The organism is Streptococcus pseudopneumoniae (assembly GCF_038148935.1).
In the GTDB taxonomy this organism is placed as follows: Bacteria; Bacillota; Bacilli; order Lactobacillales; family Streptococcaceae; genus Streptococcus; species Streptococcus pseudopneumoniae_U.
The window spans coordinates 1-20,391 of record NZ_JBBJZX010000005.1 but is presented as its reverse complement, the minus strand read 5'-3'; the positions used below and the strand labels follow the sequence as shown (position 1 = coordinate 20,391).

Here is a 20,391-nt window from a genome sequence, read left to right as displayed (position 1 = left end):
AGGCTTTGTATCTTAGAAATTGAACACGGACTAGCTACCTCTTGAAAAAAGATGCCTGACTTGCCTTTCATGGAAAGTCAGCGTCATTCCCTATTTTTCATGGGCAGCTAACGTCCTTTGTATCTTAGTCAGGAGTAGAGATGAGTATTCGAGTAATTATTGCTGGTTTTAAGGGAAAGATGGGCCAGTCTGCTTGTCAGATGGTCTTGGTTGATCCAGACTTGGACTTGGTAGCAGTTTTGGATCCCTTTGAGTCTGAATCAGAATGGCAGGGTATTCCTGTTTTCAAGGATAAGGCTGATTTAGCAGGCTTTGAAGCGGATGTCTGGGTAGATTTTACTACTCCAGCTGTTGCCTACGAAAATACACGTTTTGCTCTTGAAAATGGCTTTGCTCCAGTAGTTGGAACAACAGGTTTCACAAGTGAAGAAATTGCAGAGCTAAAAGCATTTTCTCGTGCTCAAGATTTAGGTGGTTTGATTGCTCCTAACTTTGCCTTGGGTGCTGTTTTGCTCATGCAATTTGCGACGCAGGCAGCCAAATATTTCCCAAATGTGGAGATTATCGAGCTTCATCATGACAAGAAAAAGGATGCTCCGAGTGGAACAGCTATTAAAACAGCTGAGTTGATGGCAGAAGTTCGAGAGTCTATTCAGCAAGGTGCAGTAGATGAGGAAGAACTCATTGCAGGTGCCCGTGGTGCTGACTTTGATGGCATGCGCATCCACTCAGTTCGTTTACCAGGCTTGGTAGCACATCAGGAAGTCATCTTTGGCAATCTGGGAGAAGGATTGACCCTCCGTCATGACTCCTATGATCGCAGCTCCTTCATGACAGGGGTCAATTTGGGAATTAAAGAAGTTGTCAAGCGTCATGAGCTTGTCTATGGATTAGAACACTTATTATGAGATTAACGCAAATGCCTTCTGAATTTCAGAAGGCTTTACCAGTATTAGAAAAAATTAAAGAAGCAGGTTTTGAGGCCTATTTTGTTGGAGGTTCTGTTCGAGATGCCCTTCTCAATCGCCCTATCCATGATGTGGATATTGCGACGTCTTCTTATCCAGAGGAGACCAAGCAGATTTTTCCGCGAACAGCCGATATCGGAATCGAGCATGGAACCGTCTTGGTTTTAGACGGAGATGAGGAGTATGAGGTAACTACCTTTCGGACAGAGGATGTCTATGTGGACTATCGCAGACCCAGTGCGGTTTCCTTTGTTCGCTCGTTAGAAGAAGACCTTAAGCGCCGTGATTTTACAGTCAATGCCTTTGCCTTGGACGAGACAGGAGAAATCATTGACTTGTTTCATGGTTTAGAGGATTTGGAAAAGCAAGTCTTACGAGCAGTTGGAGTGGCAAGTGAGCGTTTCAACGAAGATGCTTTGCGGATTATGCGTGGTTTTCGTTTTCAGGCTAGTCTTGGCTTCGAACTTGAGCCAGAAACATTTAAAGCTATGAAGACCTTGACGCCACTTTTGGAGAAAATTTCTGTAGAGCGTACCTTCGTTGAGTTTGACAAACTTTTGCTGGCTCCATTTTGGAGAAGGGGCTTGGCTTCCATGATTGAGAGTCAAGCTTATGATTATCTCCCTGATATGGCAGCTAGCCAGGACAAGCTCAACAGACTGTTTGATTTAGAGACTGATTTTATCTTTGAATCCTCTGAGCAAGCCTGGGCAGCTCTTTTGTGGGTTTTGGAGATTGAAAATGCGCAGCCATTTTTGAAAGCTTGGAAAACCTCACGCCAGTTTGCCAAGCAAGTTCAGGATTTGCTGACTATTTTGGCTCTGCGTGAAAAGGGAGAATTGAGTAAGCGCGATTGTTACCGCTTTGACTTGGAGTTGCTTTTACAGGCTGAAAATCTTCGTCAGGCTCAAGGAAAAGAAGTCAATTCGCAAGTCATCACAGAAACTTACCATAGTTTGAGCATTCATGACAAGAAAGAAATCCAAATCAACGGTGGTATTTTGATTAAGGAATATGGCTATCAGCCGGGCCCAGACTTGGGAGAGATTTTAACAGAGATTGAATATGCCATTGTCGATGGAGAATTGGAAAATGACCGTCAAGCCATCCATGCTTACCTGAGGGAGAAAAAATGAGTGATTTTATCGTTGAAAAACTAAGTAAATCCGTCGGTGATAAGACCGTTTTTAAGGATATTTCCTTTATCATCCATGACCTAGACAGAATCGGTCTGATTGGTGTCAATGGAACGGGCAAGACTACCCTTCTAGATGTTCTTTCTGGCGTTTCTGGCTTTGATGGGGACGTCAGTCCCTTTTCGGCTAAGAATGATTACCAGATTGGTTATTTGACTCAAGATCCTGATTTTGATGATAGCAAGACGGTCTTAGATACGGTTTTATCTAGCGACCTCAAGGAAATCCAGCTCATTCGTGAGTATGAGTTGATCATGCTCAACTATAGTGAGGACAAGCAGGCTCGTTTGGAACGGGTCATGGCTGAAATGGATTCTCTTCAAGCTTGGGAAATTGAGAGTCAGGTCAAGACGGTTCTTAGCAAGCTGGGGATTCAGGACTTATCTACTCCTGTTGGGGAATTGTCAGGTGGTCTAAGAAGACGGGTTCAGTTGGCGCAAGTCTTACTTGGCAATCACGACCTCTTGCTGCTGGACGAGCCGACCAACCATCTGGATATTGCGACTATTGAGTGGCTGACCCTCTTTTTGAAAAATTCTAAGAAAACCGTCCTTTTTATTACCCACGACCGTTATTTCCTAGACGCTTTGTCAACACGTATTTTCGAGTTGGATCGCGCAGGATTGACCGAGTATCAAGGGAATTATCAGGACTATGTTCGTCTTAAGGCGGAACAAGACGAGCGTGATGCGGCTCTTCTCCACAAAAAAGAACAACTCTACAAGCAAGAATTGGCATGGATGCGTAGACAACCGCAGGCGCGTGCGACCAAGCAGCAGGCTCGTATCAATCGTTTCCATGACTTGAAGAAAGAAGTTTCAGGTGGAGTTGCTGAAACAGATTTGACCATGAACTTTGAAACCAGTCGGATTGGGAAGAAGGTCATCGAGTTTCAGGATGTTTCCTTTGCCTATGAAAACAAGTCTATTTTGCAAGATTTTAATCTTTTGGTGCAGGCCAAAGATCGTATCGGAATCGTTGGGGACAATGGTGTTGGAAAATCAACCCTGCTCAACCTGATTGCAGGCAGTCTTGAGCCGACAGCAGGTCAAGTTGTGATAGGGGAAACTGTTCGCATCGCCTATTTCTCTCAACAAATTGAGGGTTTGGATGAAAGCAAGCGTGTTATCAATTACCTGCAAGAAGTGGCAGAAGAGGTCAAGACCAGCGGTGGTTCTACGACTTCGATTGCAGAGCTGCTGGAGCAGTTCCTTTTCCCACGTTCAACGCATGGAACCTTGATTGAGAAATTGTCAGGTGGAGAGAAAAAGCGTCTTTATCTCCTCAAACTGCTCTTGGAAAAACCAAATGTTCTCCTCTTGGACGAGCCAACAAATGATTTGGACATTGCAACCTTGACAGTTTTGGAGAATTTCTTGCAAGGCTTTGCTGGTCCAGTTTTGACTGTTAGTCACGACCGATATTTCTTGGATAAGGTAGCGACTAAGATTCTCGCTTTTGAGGATGGCAAGATTCGTCCTTTCTTTGGTCATTATACCGATTATCTTGATGAAAAAGCCTTTGAAACAGAGATGGCTAATCAAGTGCAAAAAGCCGAAAAGGAAAAAGTCGTCAAGGTTCGAGAAGACAAGAAACGCATGACCTACCAAGAAAAGCAGGAGTGGGCAAGCATTGAAGGTGATATTGAAGCCTTGGAAAATCGTATCGCTGCTATTGAAGAGGAAATGCAGGCTAATGGCTCCGACTTTGGTAAGCTAGCTACTCTTCAAAAAGAACTAGATGAGAAAAACGAAGCACTTCTTGAAAAATACGAACGCTATGAATATTTAAGTGACTTTGATAGTTAGAAGAATAGAAAAATCCCGTCTCATGACAGGATTTCTCTATTCTTTTTTGGTCTCTTGATGAAAGATATTTTGCCAAGTTTCGTGGCGACGCCAGATACTGGTGTGGATGATACCATCTAACTCATAGCTGATGAGTTTGGTCTTTTGACTGATGGAAGTAATTTGAATATCCTTGATAGAAGAATTCAAGTCTTTTTCGGCTTTATAAGCCTCTTTATCCATCTGTTCTCCATCCTGACGAATATAGACAAAATCATCAGTCAAGAGTTCTTCCAGTTGATTTCCTTGGTCAATCAATTGCTCACGCATAAGCAATTTTTTATAGACATTGTCTAAAATCTCATCCTCAGGGATAGGAGCTGGTTCGATATGGACATCGGTATCAAAGACTCCAAAACGTTCCTCCAGCATAGACTCTACTTGATCCGCGATTTCATGACTCTCATAAACAGACAAGTCAGGATTCATCTCTAGCGTAATATCAAGGTAGATGTTGCTACCGTAGGTACGACCTCTTTGGGACTTAACCTTGCTAATTTTGGGAATTTCCATAATGGCCTTTTGATAGTCCTCAAGCAAGCGGTCATCAAAACCATCTGATAGACTAAAGGAAGACTCGATGAAGATATCATAGGCAGTCTTCAAGATAAAGAAAGTGATGATAATGGCAACCAGTTTATCCACAATGGGATAATTGAAACTACTAGCTAGGATGGCAATGGTAGTTCCCAGTGAGGTAACAGCGTCAGAAAGATTGTCCTTTGCTGCGGCCTTCAGTGCCTTGGAGTTAGATTTCTTACTGAGGCGAGTGTTGTGGAGATAAACCATAAACATAATCGCTGCAGAAATGATTCCTAGAGTTGCACCAAGAGGGTCAATGACCGTTTCTTCATGACTGAGAATTTTTTGAATGGTATCCTGAAGTACATCGAAACCGACATAAAACATGATGATGGAAGTGATTAAGCTAGCCAAATCCTCAATCTTCCAATGACCAAAACGGTGGTCCCGGTCTGCAGGCTGGCGCGCCATCCGAATGCCAATCAAGAGGGCAACATTTCCAATGATGTCCGACACGTTGTTGAAACCATCGGCCACCAAACTGGATGAATGAAGGAGGTGACCAGTTGCTAATTTGGCTGCAGATAAGATCAAATAGGTTGAAATACTGATAATGGCCCCACGCTCAGCTAACTTGAGATTTGAGATAGATTGCTTCATTCAACTTCCTTTCTAGTCATATAGCATTCTACCATTATACTGGTTTTCAAGGGAAAATTCAAATAGGATGGATAAAACTAAGAAAATACAAAGCAGAAAATGCTTTTTTTTTTTAGGAAACATGGTAAAATGATATCTGGAAGTTTATGCTTTTTTATACAAAAATATTAGCAAATACCAAAGGAGATTATATGAAAACATTGATTGTTATTCCTGCCCTAAATCCTCCACTTGATTTGATTCAATACATAGAAAAATTAAGGCAATCTGGGTTAGAAGATATTCTAATTGTAGATGATGGAAGTAGGTCAGAATGTGGTTATATTTTTGAACAACTAAGAGATAAACAAGGATGTCAGATATTAACCCATGCAAAAAATTTAGGAAAGGGTCGTGCCTTAAAAAATGCTTTTAACTATTTTCTGACAATGCCAAATGTAGAAGAATATAACGGGATTGTCACTGCTGATTCGGATGGACAACATAGGGTTGAAGATGTCTTATCTATGGTAGAGACAATTTCTAATTATCCTGACTCACTCATTTTAGGTTGTCGTGATTTTGATTCTGAAAATGTTCCACCAAAAAGTAAATTTGGGAATAAGCTTACAAAATTAGTATTTAAATTGCTTTATGGTAGAAAAATTACAGATACTCAGACTGGACTTCGAGGCTTTCCAAAGGCAATTTTACATGAAATGTTGGAGATTTCAGGTGAACGATTTGAGTATGAAACTAAAATGTTAATCCATACATTTGATAATTCAATTCCCATCAAAGAAATAAGGATTGAAACTATTTACTTTGATGGGAATGCTGAAACTCATTTCAATCCTATTAAAGATTCATTGAGAATTTATAAAGTAATCTTTGCATCATTCTTTAAATATTTGTTATCTTCTCTTTCTTCCTTTTTAGTTGATATTGGATTGTTTCAGTTGTTCCTTTGGCTTTCCCTATCTGTAGGAATTCATAGGGGGGCACTGTTGATTCTATTATCAACTATTTTGGCAAGAATAATTTCATCTTATTTTAATTTTACAATAAATAAGAATTTTGTCTTTGATGGTGAAAAAAGAATTCATAAAACGATTGTGAAATACTATAGCTTGGCTGCTTTCCAAATGTTGTTGTCTGCAGCAATGGTGACAGTTGTTTGGAATATGTTTTCTGGTTCTGAAACAGCTATTAAAATAGTAGTCGATACAATCTTATTTCTCGCCAGTTATCAAGTTCAAAGAAGGTGGGTGTTTAGAGAGAAGGAGTTACCATGCTAATTGTTTTTAGAATGCTCTTATTATTTTTATCAATTTTTGGATATTTCAGTTTTTTTAGATTAAAGACGAAGATAGAAGTTTCTTTTATTCCAGTTGTGGTTTTTTCAGGTATTGGGACAATCATCTTTCTTTCAGGTCTTTTGAATATATTGAAGCTGACCTCGATTGTTCTTTTTTGTATAGGAATATTTCTGAATAAATATTCTCTTTATTTGATAACTGATAAAAAATATATTCAGCAATCCTTTTGTTTTTTTCTTGCTATGATATTCTTATTTATCCTTTTAAAAGATAATTTATGGATTCATTATGATAATTTTTCACATTGGGGGATAGTAGCTAAAGAAATTGTAACATATAATCAATTTCCTAATTTTCAATCTGACTTAATACAATTTCAAAGTTATGCGACAGGTAGTGCTAGCTTTATTTACTATATGTCAAAAATTACAGGTCTTCATTCTGAAGGATTTATGAGTGTTGCCCAATCTTGGCTAGTACTTAGTGCATGCTTTACATTTTTTGTATGGATTTCTAGAAATTCGAAAAAGTATAGTATCCCAGTCATAATGTTTATCATACTACTCTTTATAGTAAATATTCAGCCCTATGATTTACTTGTAGATACATTGTTGACATCATTAGCATTGGCTACTATCAACATAATTATCTTTTATCAAAAGAGTTTACAAAAAATAACTTATCAGCTTAGTTTAATTTTTTTATTTTTGATATCTGTAAAAACAAGTGGTATATTTTTTGTGATTTCTGCACTATTTCTCATGATTTTCTATTCTTTTAGGATGAGAAAAGAATTACGGTTTCGTATTTGGTTACAAACATTCTATGTAGTTGTTGGGATTGTCTTTGTAAACATTTTATGGAAAGCACATGTTTCTTATGTTTTTATTGCAGGAAATAAGTCAAAACATTCATTTAGTTTAGTGAGTTATAAGGAGAATTTGTTAGATAAAGGAAAAAGCAAAATAATTGAGATAATGTTTCAATATGCTCAACGAATTTTTTCATTTGATAATATTATTTTAATTTTGCTTGTGCTAATAGGGGGAGTTTTAATCTATTGTATTTTAGCTAAAAAGAAAATATTGGGAATAGAGTTAGTCGTTTTTCCTAGTTTAACTTATATTATTTATCATCTTAATTTGTTAGCTATGTACATTGTATCAATGCCCTATGATGAAGCAAAAAATTTAGATAGTTTCAGTAGATATAATATGACAATTGTATTATTTGTTTTGGGGATTATGCTCATTTATTCTTTAAAATACTCAGTACAGCTTTCTAAATATTTTCTCTATATGCTTTCTATTGTATTGATAGCTGTTGCTTTTATCAATAAAGAGGCATTTAATCAATTTATTACAAGTAAATTTACAGCAGATCGTTATAGAATAGAGGAAAGATTAAGAAGTGTATCCTATAAGAAAGGCATTCCTACAGTAGTTCAAATAAAAAGAAAATCACTATCTAAAGGATATTTATGGTTTCTATTGCGTTATGACTTGCATACAAAAGATGTTAGTATAGACTATCTTGATGAAGAAGTTTCGAATAATAGAGAAAGTGTTCAAGTATTAACTATTGATTATTGATGAAATAGTAATGATTAGTCATGATAGTTTGACTGTCTAAGATGATTCAATTCCTTGAAAACTTTCCAAAATTTGGTATAATAGTACTACTCAAGGGAGTAGCTGGCAGAAACCTGTGATAGTGTCGTCATTCCGAATTTTATACTGAAAAGTATGCTTTCCGGCACTATCTTAAACAGCGAGACTTGTTATGATTAACAGGTCTCTTTTTGTTTGTCGTGAAAGGATACGATGAGAAAAAGAGAGCCTGTTTTGCACACAATGTCAAGGAGGAGACACATGTCAAAAGAACAAAAACGCCAAGCGTTTTACACTCAGAGTCCTGAAGAGGTCTTGAAGGCTGTGGATGCGACCGAGCAAGGTTTATCATCAAGTGAGGCGGAAAAGCGCCTTGCTGAATTTGGCCACAATGAACTCGAAGAAGGCGAGAAACGATCAATCCTGGTCAAGTTTATCGAGCAATTTAAGGATTTGATGATTATCATCCTAGTTGCGGCGGCTATCTTGTCAGTTGTGACTTCTGGCGGGGAAGATATCGCAGATGCTATTATCATCCTAGCTGTGGTTATCATCAACGCTGCCTTTGGTGTTTACCAAGAAGGAAAAGCAGAAGAAGCTATCGAAGCCCTCAAATCCATGTCTAGTCCAGCTGCTCGCGTTCTTCGTGATGGGCATATGGCGGAGATTGATTCTAAAGAATTGGTACCAGGCGATATTGTTGCCCTCGAAGCAGGTGACGTGGTGCCAGCAGACCTACGTTTGCTAGAAGCCAACTCTCTTAAAATCGAAGAAGCAGCCCTGACAGGTGAGTCTGTTCCAGTCGATAAAGACTTGACAGTTGAACTTGCTGCAGATGCAGGTATTGGTGACCGTGTCAATATGGCCTTCCAAAACTCTAACGTAACCTATGGTCGTGGTCTTGGTGTTGTTGTCAATACAGGTATGTACACGGAAGTTGGTCATATCGCTGGCATGCTCCAAGATGCGGATGAGACGGATACACCACTCAAACAAAACTTGAATAACCTTTCTAAGGTCTTGACCTATGCTATTTTGGTCATTGCCCTTGTTACGTTTGTAGTTGGTGTCTTCATCCAAGGGAAAAGTCCACTTGGTGAGTTGTTGACTTCTGTTGCCCTTGCCGTTGCAGCCATTCCAGAAGGACTTCCTGCTATCGTTACCATCGTTCTTTCCATTGGTACTCAAGTTTTGGCCAAACGCCATTCCATCGTTCGTAAATTGCCAGCAGTTGAAACACTTGGTTCAACTGAAATCATCGCTTCTGATAAGACTGGTACGCTGACTATGAACAAGATGACAGTCGAAAAAGTCTTCTATGATGCGGTTCTACATGACTCAGCTGATGACATTGAACTAGGTCTTGAAATGCCCCTTCTTCGTTCAGTTGTCTTGGCTAATGATACGAAAATCGATGTGGAAGGCAACCTGATTGGTGACCCAACCGAAACAGCCTTCATCCAGTATGCCTTGGATAAGGGTTACGATGTCAAAGGTTTCTTAGAGAAATATCCACGTGTGGCTGAGTTGCCATTTGACTCTGACCGTAAGCTCATGTCAACGGTTCACCCATTGCCAGATGGTCGTTTCCTTGTAGCAGTCAAAGGTGCGCCAGACCAACTTTTGAAACGTTGTGTTCTTCGTGACAAAGCTGGGGATATTGCTCCGATTGATGAGAAGGTTACAAACCTCATTCATACAAACAACTCTGAAATGGCTCATCAAGCCTTGCGTGTCCTTGCAGGTGCGTATAAGATTATTGAGAGTATTCCAGAAAACCTGACTTCTGAAGAGCTTGAAAATAATTTAATCTTCACTGGTTTGATTGGGATGATTGACCCTGAACGTCCTGAGGCAGCTGAGGCTGTTCGTGTAGCCAAGGAAGCTGGTATCCGTCCAATCATGATTACGGGTGACCATCAAGACACAGCAGAAGCTATTGCTAAACGTTTGGGAATCATTGACGCAAATGATACAGAAGGCCACGTTTTAACTGGTGCTGAACTCAATGAACTGTCAGATGAAGACTTTGAAAAAGTAGTTGGTCAATACTCTGTTTATGCCCGTGTGTCTCCAGAACACAAGGTTCGTATCGTCAAGGCTTGGCAAAAACAAGGTAAAGTCGTTGCCATGACAGGTGACGGTGTCAATGATGCGCCAGCCCTGAAAACAGCAGACATCGGTATCGGTATGGGAATCACTGGTACAGAGGTTTCTAAGGGGGCTTCTGACATGATTCTTGCAGATGATAACTTTGCGACTATTATTGTTGCAGTTGAAGAAGGACGTAAGGTCTTCTCAAATATTCAAAAGACTATTCAGTACCTACTTTCTGCAAATACTGCTGAAGTATTAACCATCTTCCTATCAACCTTGTTTGGTTGGGATGTTTTGCAGCCAGTTCATCTTTTGTGGATCAACTTGGTAACGGATACCTTCCCAGCTATCGCTCTAGGTGTTGAGCCAGCTGAGCCTGGTGTCATGAACCATAAACCACGTGGACGCAAGGCAAGCTTCTTCTCAGGTGGTGTTTTGAGTTCTATCATCTATCAAGGTGTACTCCAAGCAGCTATTGTTATGAGTGTTTATGGTCTTGCCCTTCTTTACCCAGTTCATGTGGGTGACAATCATGCCATTCATGCGGATGCTCTTACTATGGCCTTTGCAACCCTTGGCTTGATTCAGCTCTTCCATGCCTACAATGTCAAGTCTGTCTACCAATCCATCTTGACAGTTGGCCCATTCAAGTCTAAGACCTTCAACTGGTCTATCTTGGTATCCTTCATCCTTCTCATGGCAACAATTGTCGTAGAACCGCTTGAAGGAATCTTCCATGTAACCAAACTAGACTTGTCACAATGGGGAATCGTTATGGGCGGAAGCTTCTCAATGATTATTATCGTCGAAATTGTTAAGTTTATTCAACGCAAACTCGGTTTTGACAAGAATGCGATTTAAAAAGAAAAAGTCATCTTCGGATGGCTTTTTGCTACAGTTGAAGGAAAGGGCTTGCAGTTATCGGCTTTTGTGCTATAATTGCTATAATATAGTAAAAAGTAAGAGGAGTGTGAGGAAGTGGAAAAGAAAATTGTAAAGGATATTTTGTTTTTATCTCAGGTGTCTCAGCCTGCAAGTCAGGATGATCTGTATCTTGCCAGAGACTTACAGGATACACTCTTAGCAAATCGTGAGACTTGTGTCGGTCTAGCTGCCAATATGATTGGGGTGCAAAAGCGCGTGATTATCTTTAATCTTGGCTTGGTTCCTGTGGTCATGTTTAATCCTGTTCTCAAGTCTTTTTCAGGACCTTATGAGACAGAGGAAGGCTGTTTGTCCTTGACAGGTGTGAGACCTACTAAGCGTTATGAAACCATAAGGGTTGCTTATCGTGACAGCAAGTGGCAGGAACAGACCATTACCTTGACAGGCTTCCCAGCTCAGATTTGCCAGCATGAACTGGATCATTTGGAAGGACGAATCATTTAGGAGGAAAGCAAATGAAACGGATAATCTTTGAACTTATTTTTATTGCAACGACCTGGTATATCTTTTTACCGCCCCTTAACCTGACCAGCTGGGAATTTCTCTTCTTCCTCTGTGGGCATTTGTTAGTTGTAGCAGTCTTATTTGGCTTTGGTAAGGGAATCAATCTGGTCAAAACGGTTCATGTGCGCCACGGCAAGGCGGAAGCTGCCTTAAATCTTGAGGGTTTCAAAATCAATCGGTTAGGGAAAGTTCTTTTAGCTTCGATTGGAGGAATTCTTCTCTTAGCAGCCTTGGTTTCCTTGGTGACTTCCAGCATTTTTCAGGCTAAAAATTATGCCAATGTAGTCACGGTTACGGAAAAAGACTTTACTGAATTTCCTAAGAGTGACACCAGTAAGGTTCCTATCCTAGATAGAAGTACTGCTGAAAAAATTGGGGACCGCTACTTGGGTTCCCTAACGGATAAGGTGTCGCAATACGTAGCGGCAGACACCTATACTCAACTAACGATTGATGGGAAACCTTATCGAGTTACGCCACTAGAATACGCAGATCCTATCAAGTGGTTTAATAATCAAGCCAAGGGAATCGGCGAATATATCAAGGTGGACATGGTAACCGGAAATGCGGACTTGGTGGACTTGAAGACACCAATCAAGTATTCGGACTCGGAGTATTTTAACCGCGATGTCAAACGTCACCTGCGCTTGAAGTACCCAACCAAAATCTTTAAAACTCCATCTTTCGAGGTGGACGATGAGGGCAATCCTTTCTATGTAGCAACGGTTTATCAAAAGCAATTTGGGCTTGCGGTTCCTCGTCCAGTTTCAGTCATTATCTTGGATGCCACAAATGGAGAAACCAAGGAATATAGCTTGGCAGATGTTCCAGAATGGGTGGACAGGGTCTATCCAGCTGAGGAAACCATTGAGCAAATCAACTATAACGGCAAGTACAAGGACGGTTTCTGGAATGCCATGATTTCCAAGAAAAACGTGACCCAAACTACCAAGGGCTATAATTACTTGTCTATTGGCAATGACATCTATCTCTACACAGGTGTGACATCGGCTAATGCAGATGAAAGTAATCTTGGTTTTATCCTTGAAAATATGCGGACAGGGGAAATCACGAAGTATAGCTTGGCTTCTGCGACCGAAGAATCAGCCCGTGAATCAGCCGAAGGTGCTGTTCAGGAGAAATCCTACAAGGCAACCTTCCCAATCCTCATCAACCTCAATGACAAGCCTCTCTACATCATGGGCTTGAAGGACAATGCTGGCTTGGTCAAAGAGTACGCCCTGGTAGACGCAGTCGAGTACCAAAATGTTATCGTTGCTACGACAGTGGAAGAGATGCTCAGCAAGTATGCCAATAAAAACGACCTTGAAATTGACAATGCAACGACAGAAAGCATCAAGGGAGTAGTAGCAGACCTCAAATCAGCTGTTATCAAGGGAGACACCGTCTACTTCTTTAAAGTTGATGGTAAGATATATAAGGTTAAGGCCTCTGTATCAGATGACCTTCCTTACCTTGAAAATGGTAAAACCTTCGAAGGTCAAGTAGGAAAAGACAATTATCTCAAGACCTTTAAAGTACAGTAAAAAAGGTTTATTTAAAAAATATATGTTATAATAAGGTAAATTAAGCCTAATGGAGGACAAAGAAATGGGTTTTTATTTGATGCTTGCTTCAATGCTACTCGGACTGCTCGCTTTGAAGATAGGTTTTTCTCAGTTCAAGGAGAAAAAAGATACATTCTTATCTATCTTAACAAGTTTAGCTGGCCTAGCCCTTGTTCTCGTGGCTGTCTGGTTAGGATGGCCCAAATAAATAGAGAAGCCTCGGTCAAACCGAGGTTTTTCAGATGAATTTCTTGGTTGTGGCTAAAAAATATGCTACACTATTAATATGAAAATTTTAATCCCAACAGCAAAAGAAATGAACACAGACTTGCCAAGTATCGAAGCTGCTCCTTTAAAACCAGAAAGTCAGGCCGTACTTGATGCCTTGGCTCTCTATTCTGCCAGTCAATTGGAAAGTTTTTACAAAGTTTCAGCTGAGAAGGCTGCGGAAGAATTTCAAAATATCCAAGCTTTGAAAAGGCAAACTGCTCAACACTATCCAGCCTTGAAACTTTTTGATGGGCTTATGTACCGCAACATTAAGAGAGATAAATTGACCGAGGTGGAACAAGATTATCTTGAAAATCATGTCTTCATTACCTCAGCTTTGTACGGTGTCGTTCCAGCCTTGTCACCTATGGCCCCTCATCGTTTGGACTTTTTGATGAAGTTAAAAGTCGCTGGTAAGACTTTGAAGAGCCATTGGAAGGCAGCCTATGATGAAGCTCTGAAGCAGGAAGAAGTGATTTTCTCTCTCTTGTCGTCCGAGTTTGAGACTGTATTTTCTAAGGAAACTAGAGAAAAGATGGTGACCTTCAAATTCATGGAGGATAGAGGTGGTCAGCTGAAAATTCACTCAACTATTTCCAAGAAAGCGCGTGGTGCTTTCCTGACAGCCCTGATAGAAAATCAAGTACAGACGGTTGAGGAAGCTCGTCGCTTAAGCTTTGCAGGATTTACCTACCGAGAAGATCTGTCACAGCCACAGGAATTGGTTTTTGTAAAGGAAGTATGAAAAGATATTTTTATTTGACAATAGGTATCATCAGCTATTTTAGTTTATAAATGAGAAAAAAGCGAACAAGCTAGTCTTCTGAGTGTCAGAAAAGTAGTCTTGTTCGCTTTTATTATATTAGTTACTTGATCGCATTGACCAAGTCTTGAGCTTGTTTTTCAAGTGAATTTAGGACTGATTCTTCGAGAACCAATTTTCCGTCTGCCCAAGCAGAGTCATTAACACGTGCAGCGGTGAAATCGCCAACGATTTGTGTACGGATAAATGGCAAGAGGTCCTTGTAGATAGCGAAGAGTTGATCGTGACCTGCATTGGCTACAGATGATACGGTAACAAACTTGTCTTGAAGGGCAGAAGCGCCGCGTGTATCAGACAAGTCAAGGGCACGAGATAGCCAGTCAAGCAAGTTCTTCACTGTTCCAGGGATAGAGAAGTTGTAGACTGGAGAGAAGATCCAGATGGCATCCGCAGCGAGAACCGCTTCACGAGCAGTCGCTACAGCTGGATGTGTTGGAACTTCCAAATCTTGGCTGAAGAGAGGAACAGCTGAATAATCAAGGTAGCTAACTTCCGCTTTACCAGCAAGTGCTTTCTCAGCTTCGAGCGCCATTTGGTGGTTGAAAGAACCTTGACGTAGTGATCCGACGATAAATAATACTTTTTTAGACATGATGTGTCTCCTTTTTTTTAAATTTCCGAGAAATCTCTCGTTGTTATGAAATATATTACAACAAAACAAAAGGACTTGCAAGAAATCTGCTCAGAGTTTATTTGAAAATTATAAAATTACAGAAGCTCTAGTCAGTTGCCACTGGAAAAGTAAGAACTGTTTTTTGGATTCTGGTTTGCTTTGAAGGAAGAAATAAAGTGCGATTGTTCCTATATTCTCTTGTAATATGATGACATAAGTGCTAAAATAAACAAGAAAACTCGCAATAGAAACCGCAGAACAGCTATTTTCCGGTATCATTTCATAAATCATTAAAGGAACAATAATGGCATTGAAGATGCTTCTAAAAAGGGGTGGAGATCATGTAAAGCACAGATTAACAAGTGACGGACAAAAGAAATAATAATACACTTGTTAAAGGAGAAAAGATGTTAATAAGAAATTATCGGAAAAATATTGGCCTGATGGCCGGAGTTGAGTTTTTTGCATTTTTAGGGATTACCAGTTTTTGGATTCTCTTTCTCAGTCAAAACGGAATGTCTCTTTGGCAGATTGGACTTCTGGAAAGTATTTTTCATACGACCAGTCTTCTCTGTGAAATTCCATCTGGAATGTTAGCTGACCGCTATTCCTATAAGACCAACCTTTATTTAAGTCGTATAGCAGGGATTGTGTCTTCTATTCTCATGTTGGCTGGGCAGGGAAATTTTTGGATTTATGCACTAGCAATGGCGGTGAGTGCCTTGTCTTATAATTTTGATTCGGGAACAAGCGCAGCAATGGTCTATGACTCGGCTGTAGAGGCTGGACTAAAGGAGCGTTATCTATCCATTTCAAGTTTTCTATCAGGAGTGTCAGAAGGAACTCGGTCTTTGGGGACAGTGTTGGCGGGATTTTTTGTCCATGGTCAATTGCACCTGACCTACTATATCATGATTGCGACTTCTATCATGGTTCTTTTCCTGATTTGGATGCTGAAAGAACCTAGTGTCAAGCTAGAAAAAGCTGATAGTGTGACCATGAAACAGATTATTTGGACTGTTAAGGATGAGTTGAAGCGAAATCCCATGCTGTTCAACTGGATGATTTTATCTCAGATTGTCGGAGTACTCATGTGCATGTTTTACTTTTACTATCAAAATCAGTTACCGAATTTAAGTGGTTGGCAAATTTCAGCAGTTATGCTACTTGGTAGTCTCTTGAATATCGTCGCAGTCTATCTAGCGAGTAGGATTGGAAAGAACTATGCTGCTTTGAAGCTTTTCCCTGTTCTCGTCCTGCTGACTGGAGTTACCTACCTGCTGTCCTACTTTGGAACACCTCTAATCTATATTTTGGTCTATTTGATTAGTAATGCTCTATATGCTCTTTTTCAGCCTATTTTTGACAATGATTTGCAAGAGCGGCTCCCAAGTGAAGTAAGGGCAACCATGCTGAGTGTTTACTCTATGATGTTTAGCCTTAGTATGATTGTCTTCTTCCCACTGACAGGGTGGTTGATTGACCATTTAGGCTTTGTAGTAACATTTCTTTATCTAGGATTCTTTTTAGTCATGATTAGTCTTCTACTGGCTATCTTTTTAGGAAAATTGGCTAAAAGAAAATTGGCTAAAAGAATGGATGAAAAAATTATTTCCTAGATTAAAATAATTTCTGAAAACTTGAGTGTCAAGCTCAGGTTTTTTAATAGGTTGATTTTGGATCTGTCTTTACTTTTCTTGCTCGGTTTTAATCAAGAAAAATCGGTTTGCTTTGAAGGGAGAAATAGAATTGGTTTCTTATACTCAATGAAAATCAAAGAGCAAACTAGGAAGCTAGCCGCAGACAGTACTTGGGTACGGCAAGGCGAAGCTGACGTGGTTTGAAGAGGTTTTCGAAGAGTATTCTTGCATTCACTTGTAATAAAGCCCAATAGATGGTAAAATAGACGAGTGAAAAAAAGACAAAACAAAGCAAAAAATAATCTACTGTGGCAGTATGGTCTAGGGATGACGATTTTGCTTGTGGTTATCAGTGCTTCCTTTCTGTATCTAGTATTTCTGAGTATGAAACCTTATCAAACAGCTAAAAGTGAAGGAGAAAAATTAGCTCAGCAGTATGCAGGATTAGAGCAGGCTGATCAGGTTGATTTATACAATGGCTTGGAATCCTATTATAGCGTTCTTGGTCGTAATAAAAAACAAGAAGCACTTGCTGTCCTGATTGGAAAAGATGACCATAAGATTTACGTTTATCAGCTAAATCAAGGTGTTTCACAAGAAAAAGCAGAAGCGGTTTCTAAGGAAAAAGGAGCTGGCGAGATTGACAAAATTACCTTTGGTCGTTATCAAGACAAACCAATCTGGGAAGTCAAGTCAGGATCTGATTTTTATCTAGTAGATTTTGAAACAGGAGCATTGGTCGATAAGGAGGGCCTATGAAACTATCCAAGCGTGTTATAGAAATGGAAGAAAGTGTCACTCTAGCTAGTGATGCGAGAGCAAAAAATTTAAAAGCTCAAGGTAAGGATGTTCTTTTCTTGACCTTGGGACAGCCAGATTTTTACACCCCTGAAAATATTCAGGATGCAGCAGTTAAAGCTATTCGAGAAGGACAGGCTTCCTTCTATACAGTAGCTTCAGGTCTACCAGAATTAAAAGCTGCGGTGAATACCTACTTCGAGCGCTACTATGGCTATTCTGTCGCAAGTAATGAGGTTACCTTTGCCACAGGTGCCAAGTTCTCCCTATATACTTTCTTTATGGCTGTAATCAATCCTTTAGATGAGGTTATTGTTCCAACTCCATACTGGGTTAGTTATGGAGATCAGGTCAAGATGGCAGAAGGCGTTCCCGTCTTTGTTCCTGCTAAGGAAGACAATCACTTTAAGGTGACCGTAGAGCAGTTAGAAGCAGCTCGTACAGATAAAACTAAGGTTTTGGTGTTGAATTCGCCATCCAATCCGACAGGAATGATTTACACCCGTGAGGAACTCTTGGCTATCGGAAATTGGGCTGTTGAACATGACATTCTCATCCTAGCAGATGATATTTATGGTCGTTTGGTCTATAACGGGAATGAGTTCGTACCAATCTCTAGTCTATCAGAAGCCATTCGCAAGCAAACCATCGTCATTAACGGTGTATCAAAAGCTTATGCCATGACAGGTTGGCGGGTAGGCTATGCAGTGGGTGATCCAGAAATCATTGCTGCTATGAGCAAATTGACAGGTCAAACAACTTCTAACCTAACTGCTGTTTCACAATATGCAACTATCGAAGCCTTAACTGGACCGCAAGATTCTGTGGAAGTTATGCGTCAAGCATTTGAAGAACGTCTCAATACCATCTATCCACTCTTGTGTGAAGTCCCTGGTTTTGAAGTGGTCAAACCGCAAGGAGCCTTCTACCTCTTCCCAAATGTCAAAAAGGCAATGGAGATGAAAGGCTATAGCGATGTAACAGCATTTACAACGGCTATTCTTGAAGAAGTTGGTCTGGCCTTGGTAACAGGAGCAGGTTTTGGAGCGCCAGAAAATGTACGCCTCAGCTATGCGATAGACCTAGATACGCTTAAAGAAGCAGTTAAACGCTTGAAAGCATTTATGGGTAGTGAGAATGATTGATCATTTTGAAATTAAGGTAAAAGATTTACAAATTTCAGAAGGATTTTATAAGAGATTTCTCGCTCCTTTAGGATATGAATTGGCTTTTAAGACCAGTTCTCTAATCAGTTTTCTTGCCCCAAATAGCCCTCATCCTGGTGGTGATTTTTGGTTGGCTCAGGGGACACAAGATCCTATTCACTTTGCTTTCTTAGCAGAAAATAAGGAAGAGGTTCAAGCTTGTTATGAGGCTGGCTTAGAGGCAGGTGGGCGAGACAATGGAGCTCCTGGTTATCGCAGTGAGCAACCGATTTACTACGCTACTTTTGTGATTGATCCAGATGGGAACAATATAGAAGTGGTTTGCCATAAAGAATAAAAAAGAAAAAGGAAAAACAATGACAAAACGTGTAACGATTATTGATGTAAAAGACTATGTTGGTCAGGAAGTGACGATTGGCGCTTGGGTTGCCAACAAATCAGGAAAAGGGAAAATCGCCTTCTTGCAATTGCGCGATGGAACAGCCTTCTTTCAAGGTGTGGCATTTAAACCAAACTTTGTCGAAAAATTTGGTGAAGAAGTAGGACTTGAGAAGTTTGATGTTATCAAACGCTTGAGCCAAGAAACGTCTGTTTATGTGACAGGTATTGTCAAAGAGGACGAACGTTCTAAATTTGGCTATGAGTTGGACATTACAGACATCGAAGTGATCGGTGAATCTCAAGACTACCCAATCACACCAAAAGAACATGGTACAGACTTCTTGATGGACAACCGTCACTTGTGGCTTCGCTCTCGTAAGCAAGTAGCGGTGATGCAAATCCGTAACGCTATCATCTATGCAACTTATGAGTTCTTTGACAAGAACGGCTTCATGAAGTTTGATAGCCCAATTCTTTCAGGAAATGCGGCGGAAGACTCAACTGAACTCTTTGAAACGGACTACTTCGGAACGCCAGCCTACTTGAGCCAGTCAGGTCAGCTTTACCTAGAAGCTGGTGCGATGGCTCTTGGTCGTGTCTTTGACTTTGGTCCAGTTTTCCGTGCTGAAAAATCAAAAACGCGCCGTCACTTGACTGAGTTCTGGATGATGGACGCAGAGTACTCATACTTGACACATGATGAGTCGCTTGACTTGCAAGAAGCTTATGTGAAAGCTCTTCTACAAGGTGTTCTTGATCGTGCGCCTCAAGCCTTGGAAACCTTGGAACGTGATACAGAACTCTTGAAACGCTACATTGCAGAGCCCTTCAAACGTATCACTTATGATCAAGCCATTGACCTTTTACAAGAGCATGAAAATGATGAAGATGCTGACTACGAGCATTTGGAACATGGTGATGACTTTGGTTCACCACATGAAACATGGATTTCAAACCACTTTGGTGTGCCAACATTTGTCATGAACTATCCAGCAGCCATCAAGGCCTTCTACATGAAACCAGTTCCTGGAAATCCAGAGCGCGTGCTTTGTGCAGACTTGCTTGCCCCAGAAGGCTATGGAGAAATTATCGGTGGGTCTATGCGTGAGGAAGACTACGATGCCCTTGTCGCTAAGATGGATGAACTTGGTATGGATCGTACAGAGTATGAATTTTACCTTGACCTTCGTAAATACGGTACAGTTCCACACGGTGGATTTGGTATCGGTATCGAACGTATGGTAACATTTGCAGCAGGAACAAAACACATCCGTGAAGCTATCCCATTCCCACGTATGTTGCATCGTATCAAACCGTAAGAATAGGAAACGCCCATTGTGGCGTTTTTTTCTATAGAAAGCTCTGGAAACGAAAGGAAATATTATTAGGTATAGTGGATTGAAATAAGACAAAATCGGTTTTTTGCCCAGCCTTTAGTACTCTTAGAGTTCGAGTCATAGCTAATCTTCTGAAGGTTTTAACAAA

The 20,391-nt window shown here is 40.3% G+C and carries 17 protein-coding genes; 15 read left to right on the top strand and 2 right to left on the bottom strand.

The window, feature by feature from the left end:
* The first annotated feature begins 140 nt into the window (after window positions 1–140).
* From dapB to WKI42_RS01185, 3 genes are read left to right on the top strand one after another with little or no spacing between them, the layout of a single operon-like run.
* Window positions 141–908 (top strand): 4-hydroxy-tetrahydrodipicolinate reductase, encoded by a 768-nt coding sequence (dapB, locus tag WKI42_RS01195; RefSeq protein WP_368080970.1) that lies wholly within the window; start codon window positions 141–143, stop codon window positions 906–908.
* Entirely contained in the window at window positions 905–2,104 is a 1,200-nt protein-coding gene (locus tag WKI42_RS01190; RefSeq protein ID WP_368080969.1) for a CCA tRNA nucleotidyltransferase, read from the top strand. The genes dapB and WKI42_RS01190 overlap by 4 nt, the downstream gene beginning before the upstream one ends.
* Complete coding sequence (locus WKI42_RS01185) at window positions 2,101–3,972, top strand: ABC-F family ATP-binding cassette domain-containing protein (RefSeq protein ID WP_368080968.1); 1,872 nt, start codon at window positions 2,101–2,103, stop codon at window positions 3,970–3,972. Before WKI42_RS01190 ends, WKI42_RS01185 begins: the two co-directional genes overlap by 4 nt.
* Window positions 3,973–4,008: 36 nt before the next feature.
* Here WKI42_RS01185 and mntE read toward each other — a convergent pair whose 3' ends face one another.
* On the bottom strand, window positions 4,009–5,193 hold the full coding sequence (gene mntE / locus WKI42_RS01180) for a CDF family manganese efflux transporter MntE (RefSeq protein WP_368080967.1): 1,185 nt from the start codon (window positions 5,191–5,193) through the stop codon (window positions 4,009–4,011).
* A 191-nt stretch (window positions 5,194–5,384) separates the two neighbouring features.
* Between mntE and WKI42_RS01175 the strand changes: the two genes are divergently transcribed.
* The 7 genes from WKI42_RS01175 (at window position 5,385) to yaaA (ending at window position 14,230) form a co-directional block, all read left to right on the top strand.
* Window positions 5,385–6,470, top strand: coding sequence for a bifunctional glycosyltransferase family 2/GtrA family protein (locus WKI42_RS01175; protein ID WP_368080966.1), 1,086 nt, complete (start codon window positions 5,385–5,387; stop codon window positions 6,468–6,470).
* Entirely contained in the window at window positions 6,464–8,083 is a 1,620-nt protein-coding gene (locus WKI42_RS01170; protein ID WP_368080965.1) for a hypothetical protein, read from the top strand. Before WKI42_RS01175 ends, WKI42_RS01170 begins: the two co-directional genes overlap by 7 nt.
* 279 nt (window positions 8,084–8,362) lie before the next feature.
* Entirely contained in the window at window positions 8,363–11,059 is a 2,697-nt protein-coding gene (locus WKI42_RS01165) for a cation-translocating P-type ATPase (protein ID WP_368080964.1), read from the top strand.
* Between the two features lie 117 nt (window positions 11,060–11,176).
* Window positions 11,177–11,587: a peptide deformylase gene (locus WKI42_RS01160; RefSeq protein ID WP_368080963.1), complete on the top strand. Its 411-nt coding sequence runs from the start codon at window positions 11,177–11,179 to the stop codon at window positions 11,585–11,587.
* An 11-nt stretch (window positions 11,588–11,598) separates the two neighbouring features.
* Window positions 11,599–13,194 (top strand): hypothetical protein, encoded by a 1,596-nt coding sequence (locus WKI42_RS01155; protein WP_368080962.1) that lies wholly within the window; start codon window positions 11,599–11,601, stop codon window positions 13,192–13,194.
* A 64-nt stretch (window positions 13,195–13,258) separates the two neighbouring features.
* Window positions 13,259–13,423 carry a YczI family protein gene (locus tag WKI42_RS01150; RefSeq protein WP_368080982.1) on the top strand — a complete coding sequence of 55 codons (165 nt, stop codon included), beginning with the start codon at window positions 13,259–13,261 and terminating at the stop codon, window positions 13,421–13,423.
* A 78-nt stretch (window positions 13,424–13,501) separates the two neighbouring features.
* Window positions 13,502–14,230, top strand: a complete 729-nt coding sequence (yaaA, locus tag WKI42_RS01145) for a peroxide stress protein YaaA (RefSeq protein WP_050242029.1) — start codon at window positions 13,502–13,504, stop codon at window positions 14,228–14,230.
* Window positions 14,231–14,351: 121 nt separating this feature from the next.
* Here the strand turns inward: yaaA and WKI42_RS01140 are convergent, their stop codons facing one another.
* Entirely contained in the window at window positions 14,352–14,900 is a 549-nt protein-coding gene (locus tag WKI42_RS01140; protein WP_368080961.1) for an NADPH-dependent FMN reductase, read from the bottom strand.
* A gap of 428 nt (window positions 14,901–15,328) precedes the next feature.
* On the opposite strand from WKI42_RS01140, the gene WKI42_RS01135 reads away from it, so the two are divergent.
* The 5 genes from WKI42_RS01135 to asnS all read left to right on the top strand — a co-directional run bounded on the left by WKI42_RS01135 (window position 15,329) and on the right by asnS (window position 20,225).
* Entirely contained in the window at window positions 15,329–16,540 is a 1,212-nt protein-coding gene (locus WKI42_RS01135; RefSeq protein WP_173283505.1) for an MFS transporter, read from the top strand.
* Window positions 16,541–16,831: 291 nt separating this feature from the next.
* Window positions 16,832–17,320: a cell wall elongation regulator TseB-like domain-containing protein gene (locus WKI42_RS01130; RefSeq protein ID WP_368080960.1), complete on the top strand. Its 489-nt coding sequence runs from the start codon at window positions 16,832–16,834 to the stop codon at window positions 17,318–17,320.
* A complete protein-coding gene (locus WKI42_RS01125; protein WP_368080959.1) occupies window positions 17,317–18,504 on the top strand; it encodes a pyridoxal phosphate-dependent aminotransferase in 1,188 nt (395 codons plus the stop codon). The genes WKI42_RS01130 and WKI42_RS01125 overlap by 4 nt, the downstream gene beginning before the upstream one ends.
* Window positions 18,497–18,862 (top strand): VOC family protein, encoded by a 366-nt coding sequence (locus WKI42_RS01120; protein ID WP_368080958.1) that lies wholly within the window; start codon window positions 18,497–18,499, stop codon window positions 18,860–18,862. Before WKI42_RS01125 ends, WKI42_RS01120 begins: the two co-directional genes overlap by 8 nt.
* Before the next feature lie 19 nt (window positions 18,863–18,881).
* Window positions 18,882–20,225: an asparagine--tRNA ligase gene (gene asnS, locus WKI42_RS01115; protein WP_000167160.1), complete on the top strand. Its 1,344-nt coding sequence runs from the start codon at window positions 18,882–18,884 to the stop codon at window positions 20,223–20,225.
* Window positions 20,226–20,391: the final 166 nt, after the last annotated feature.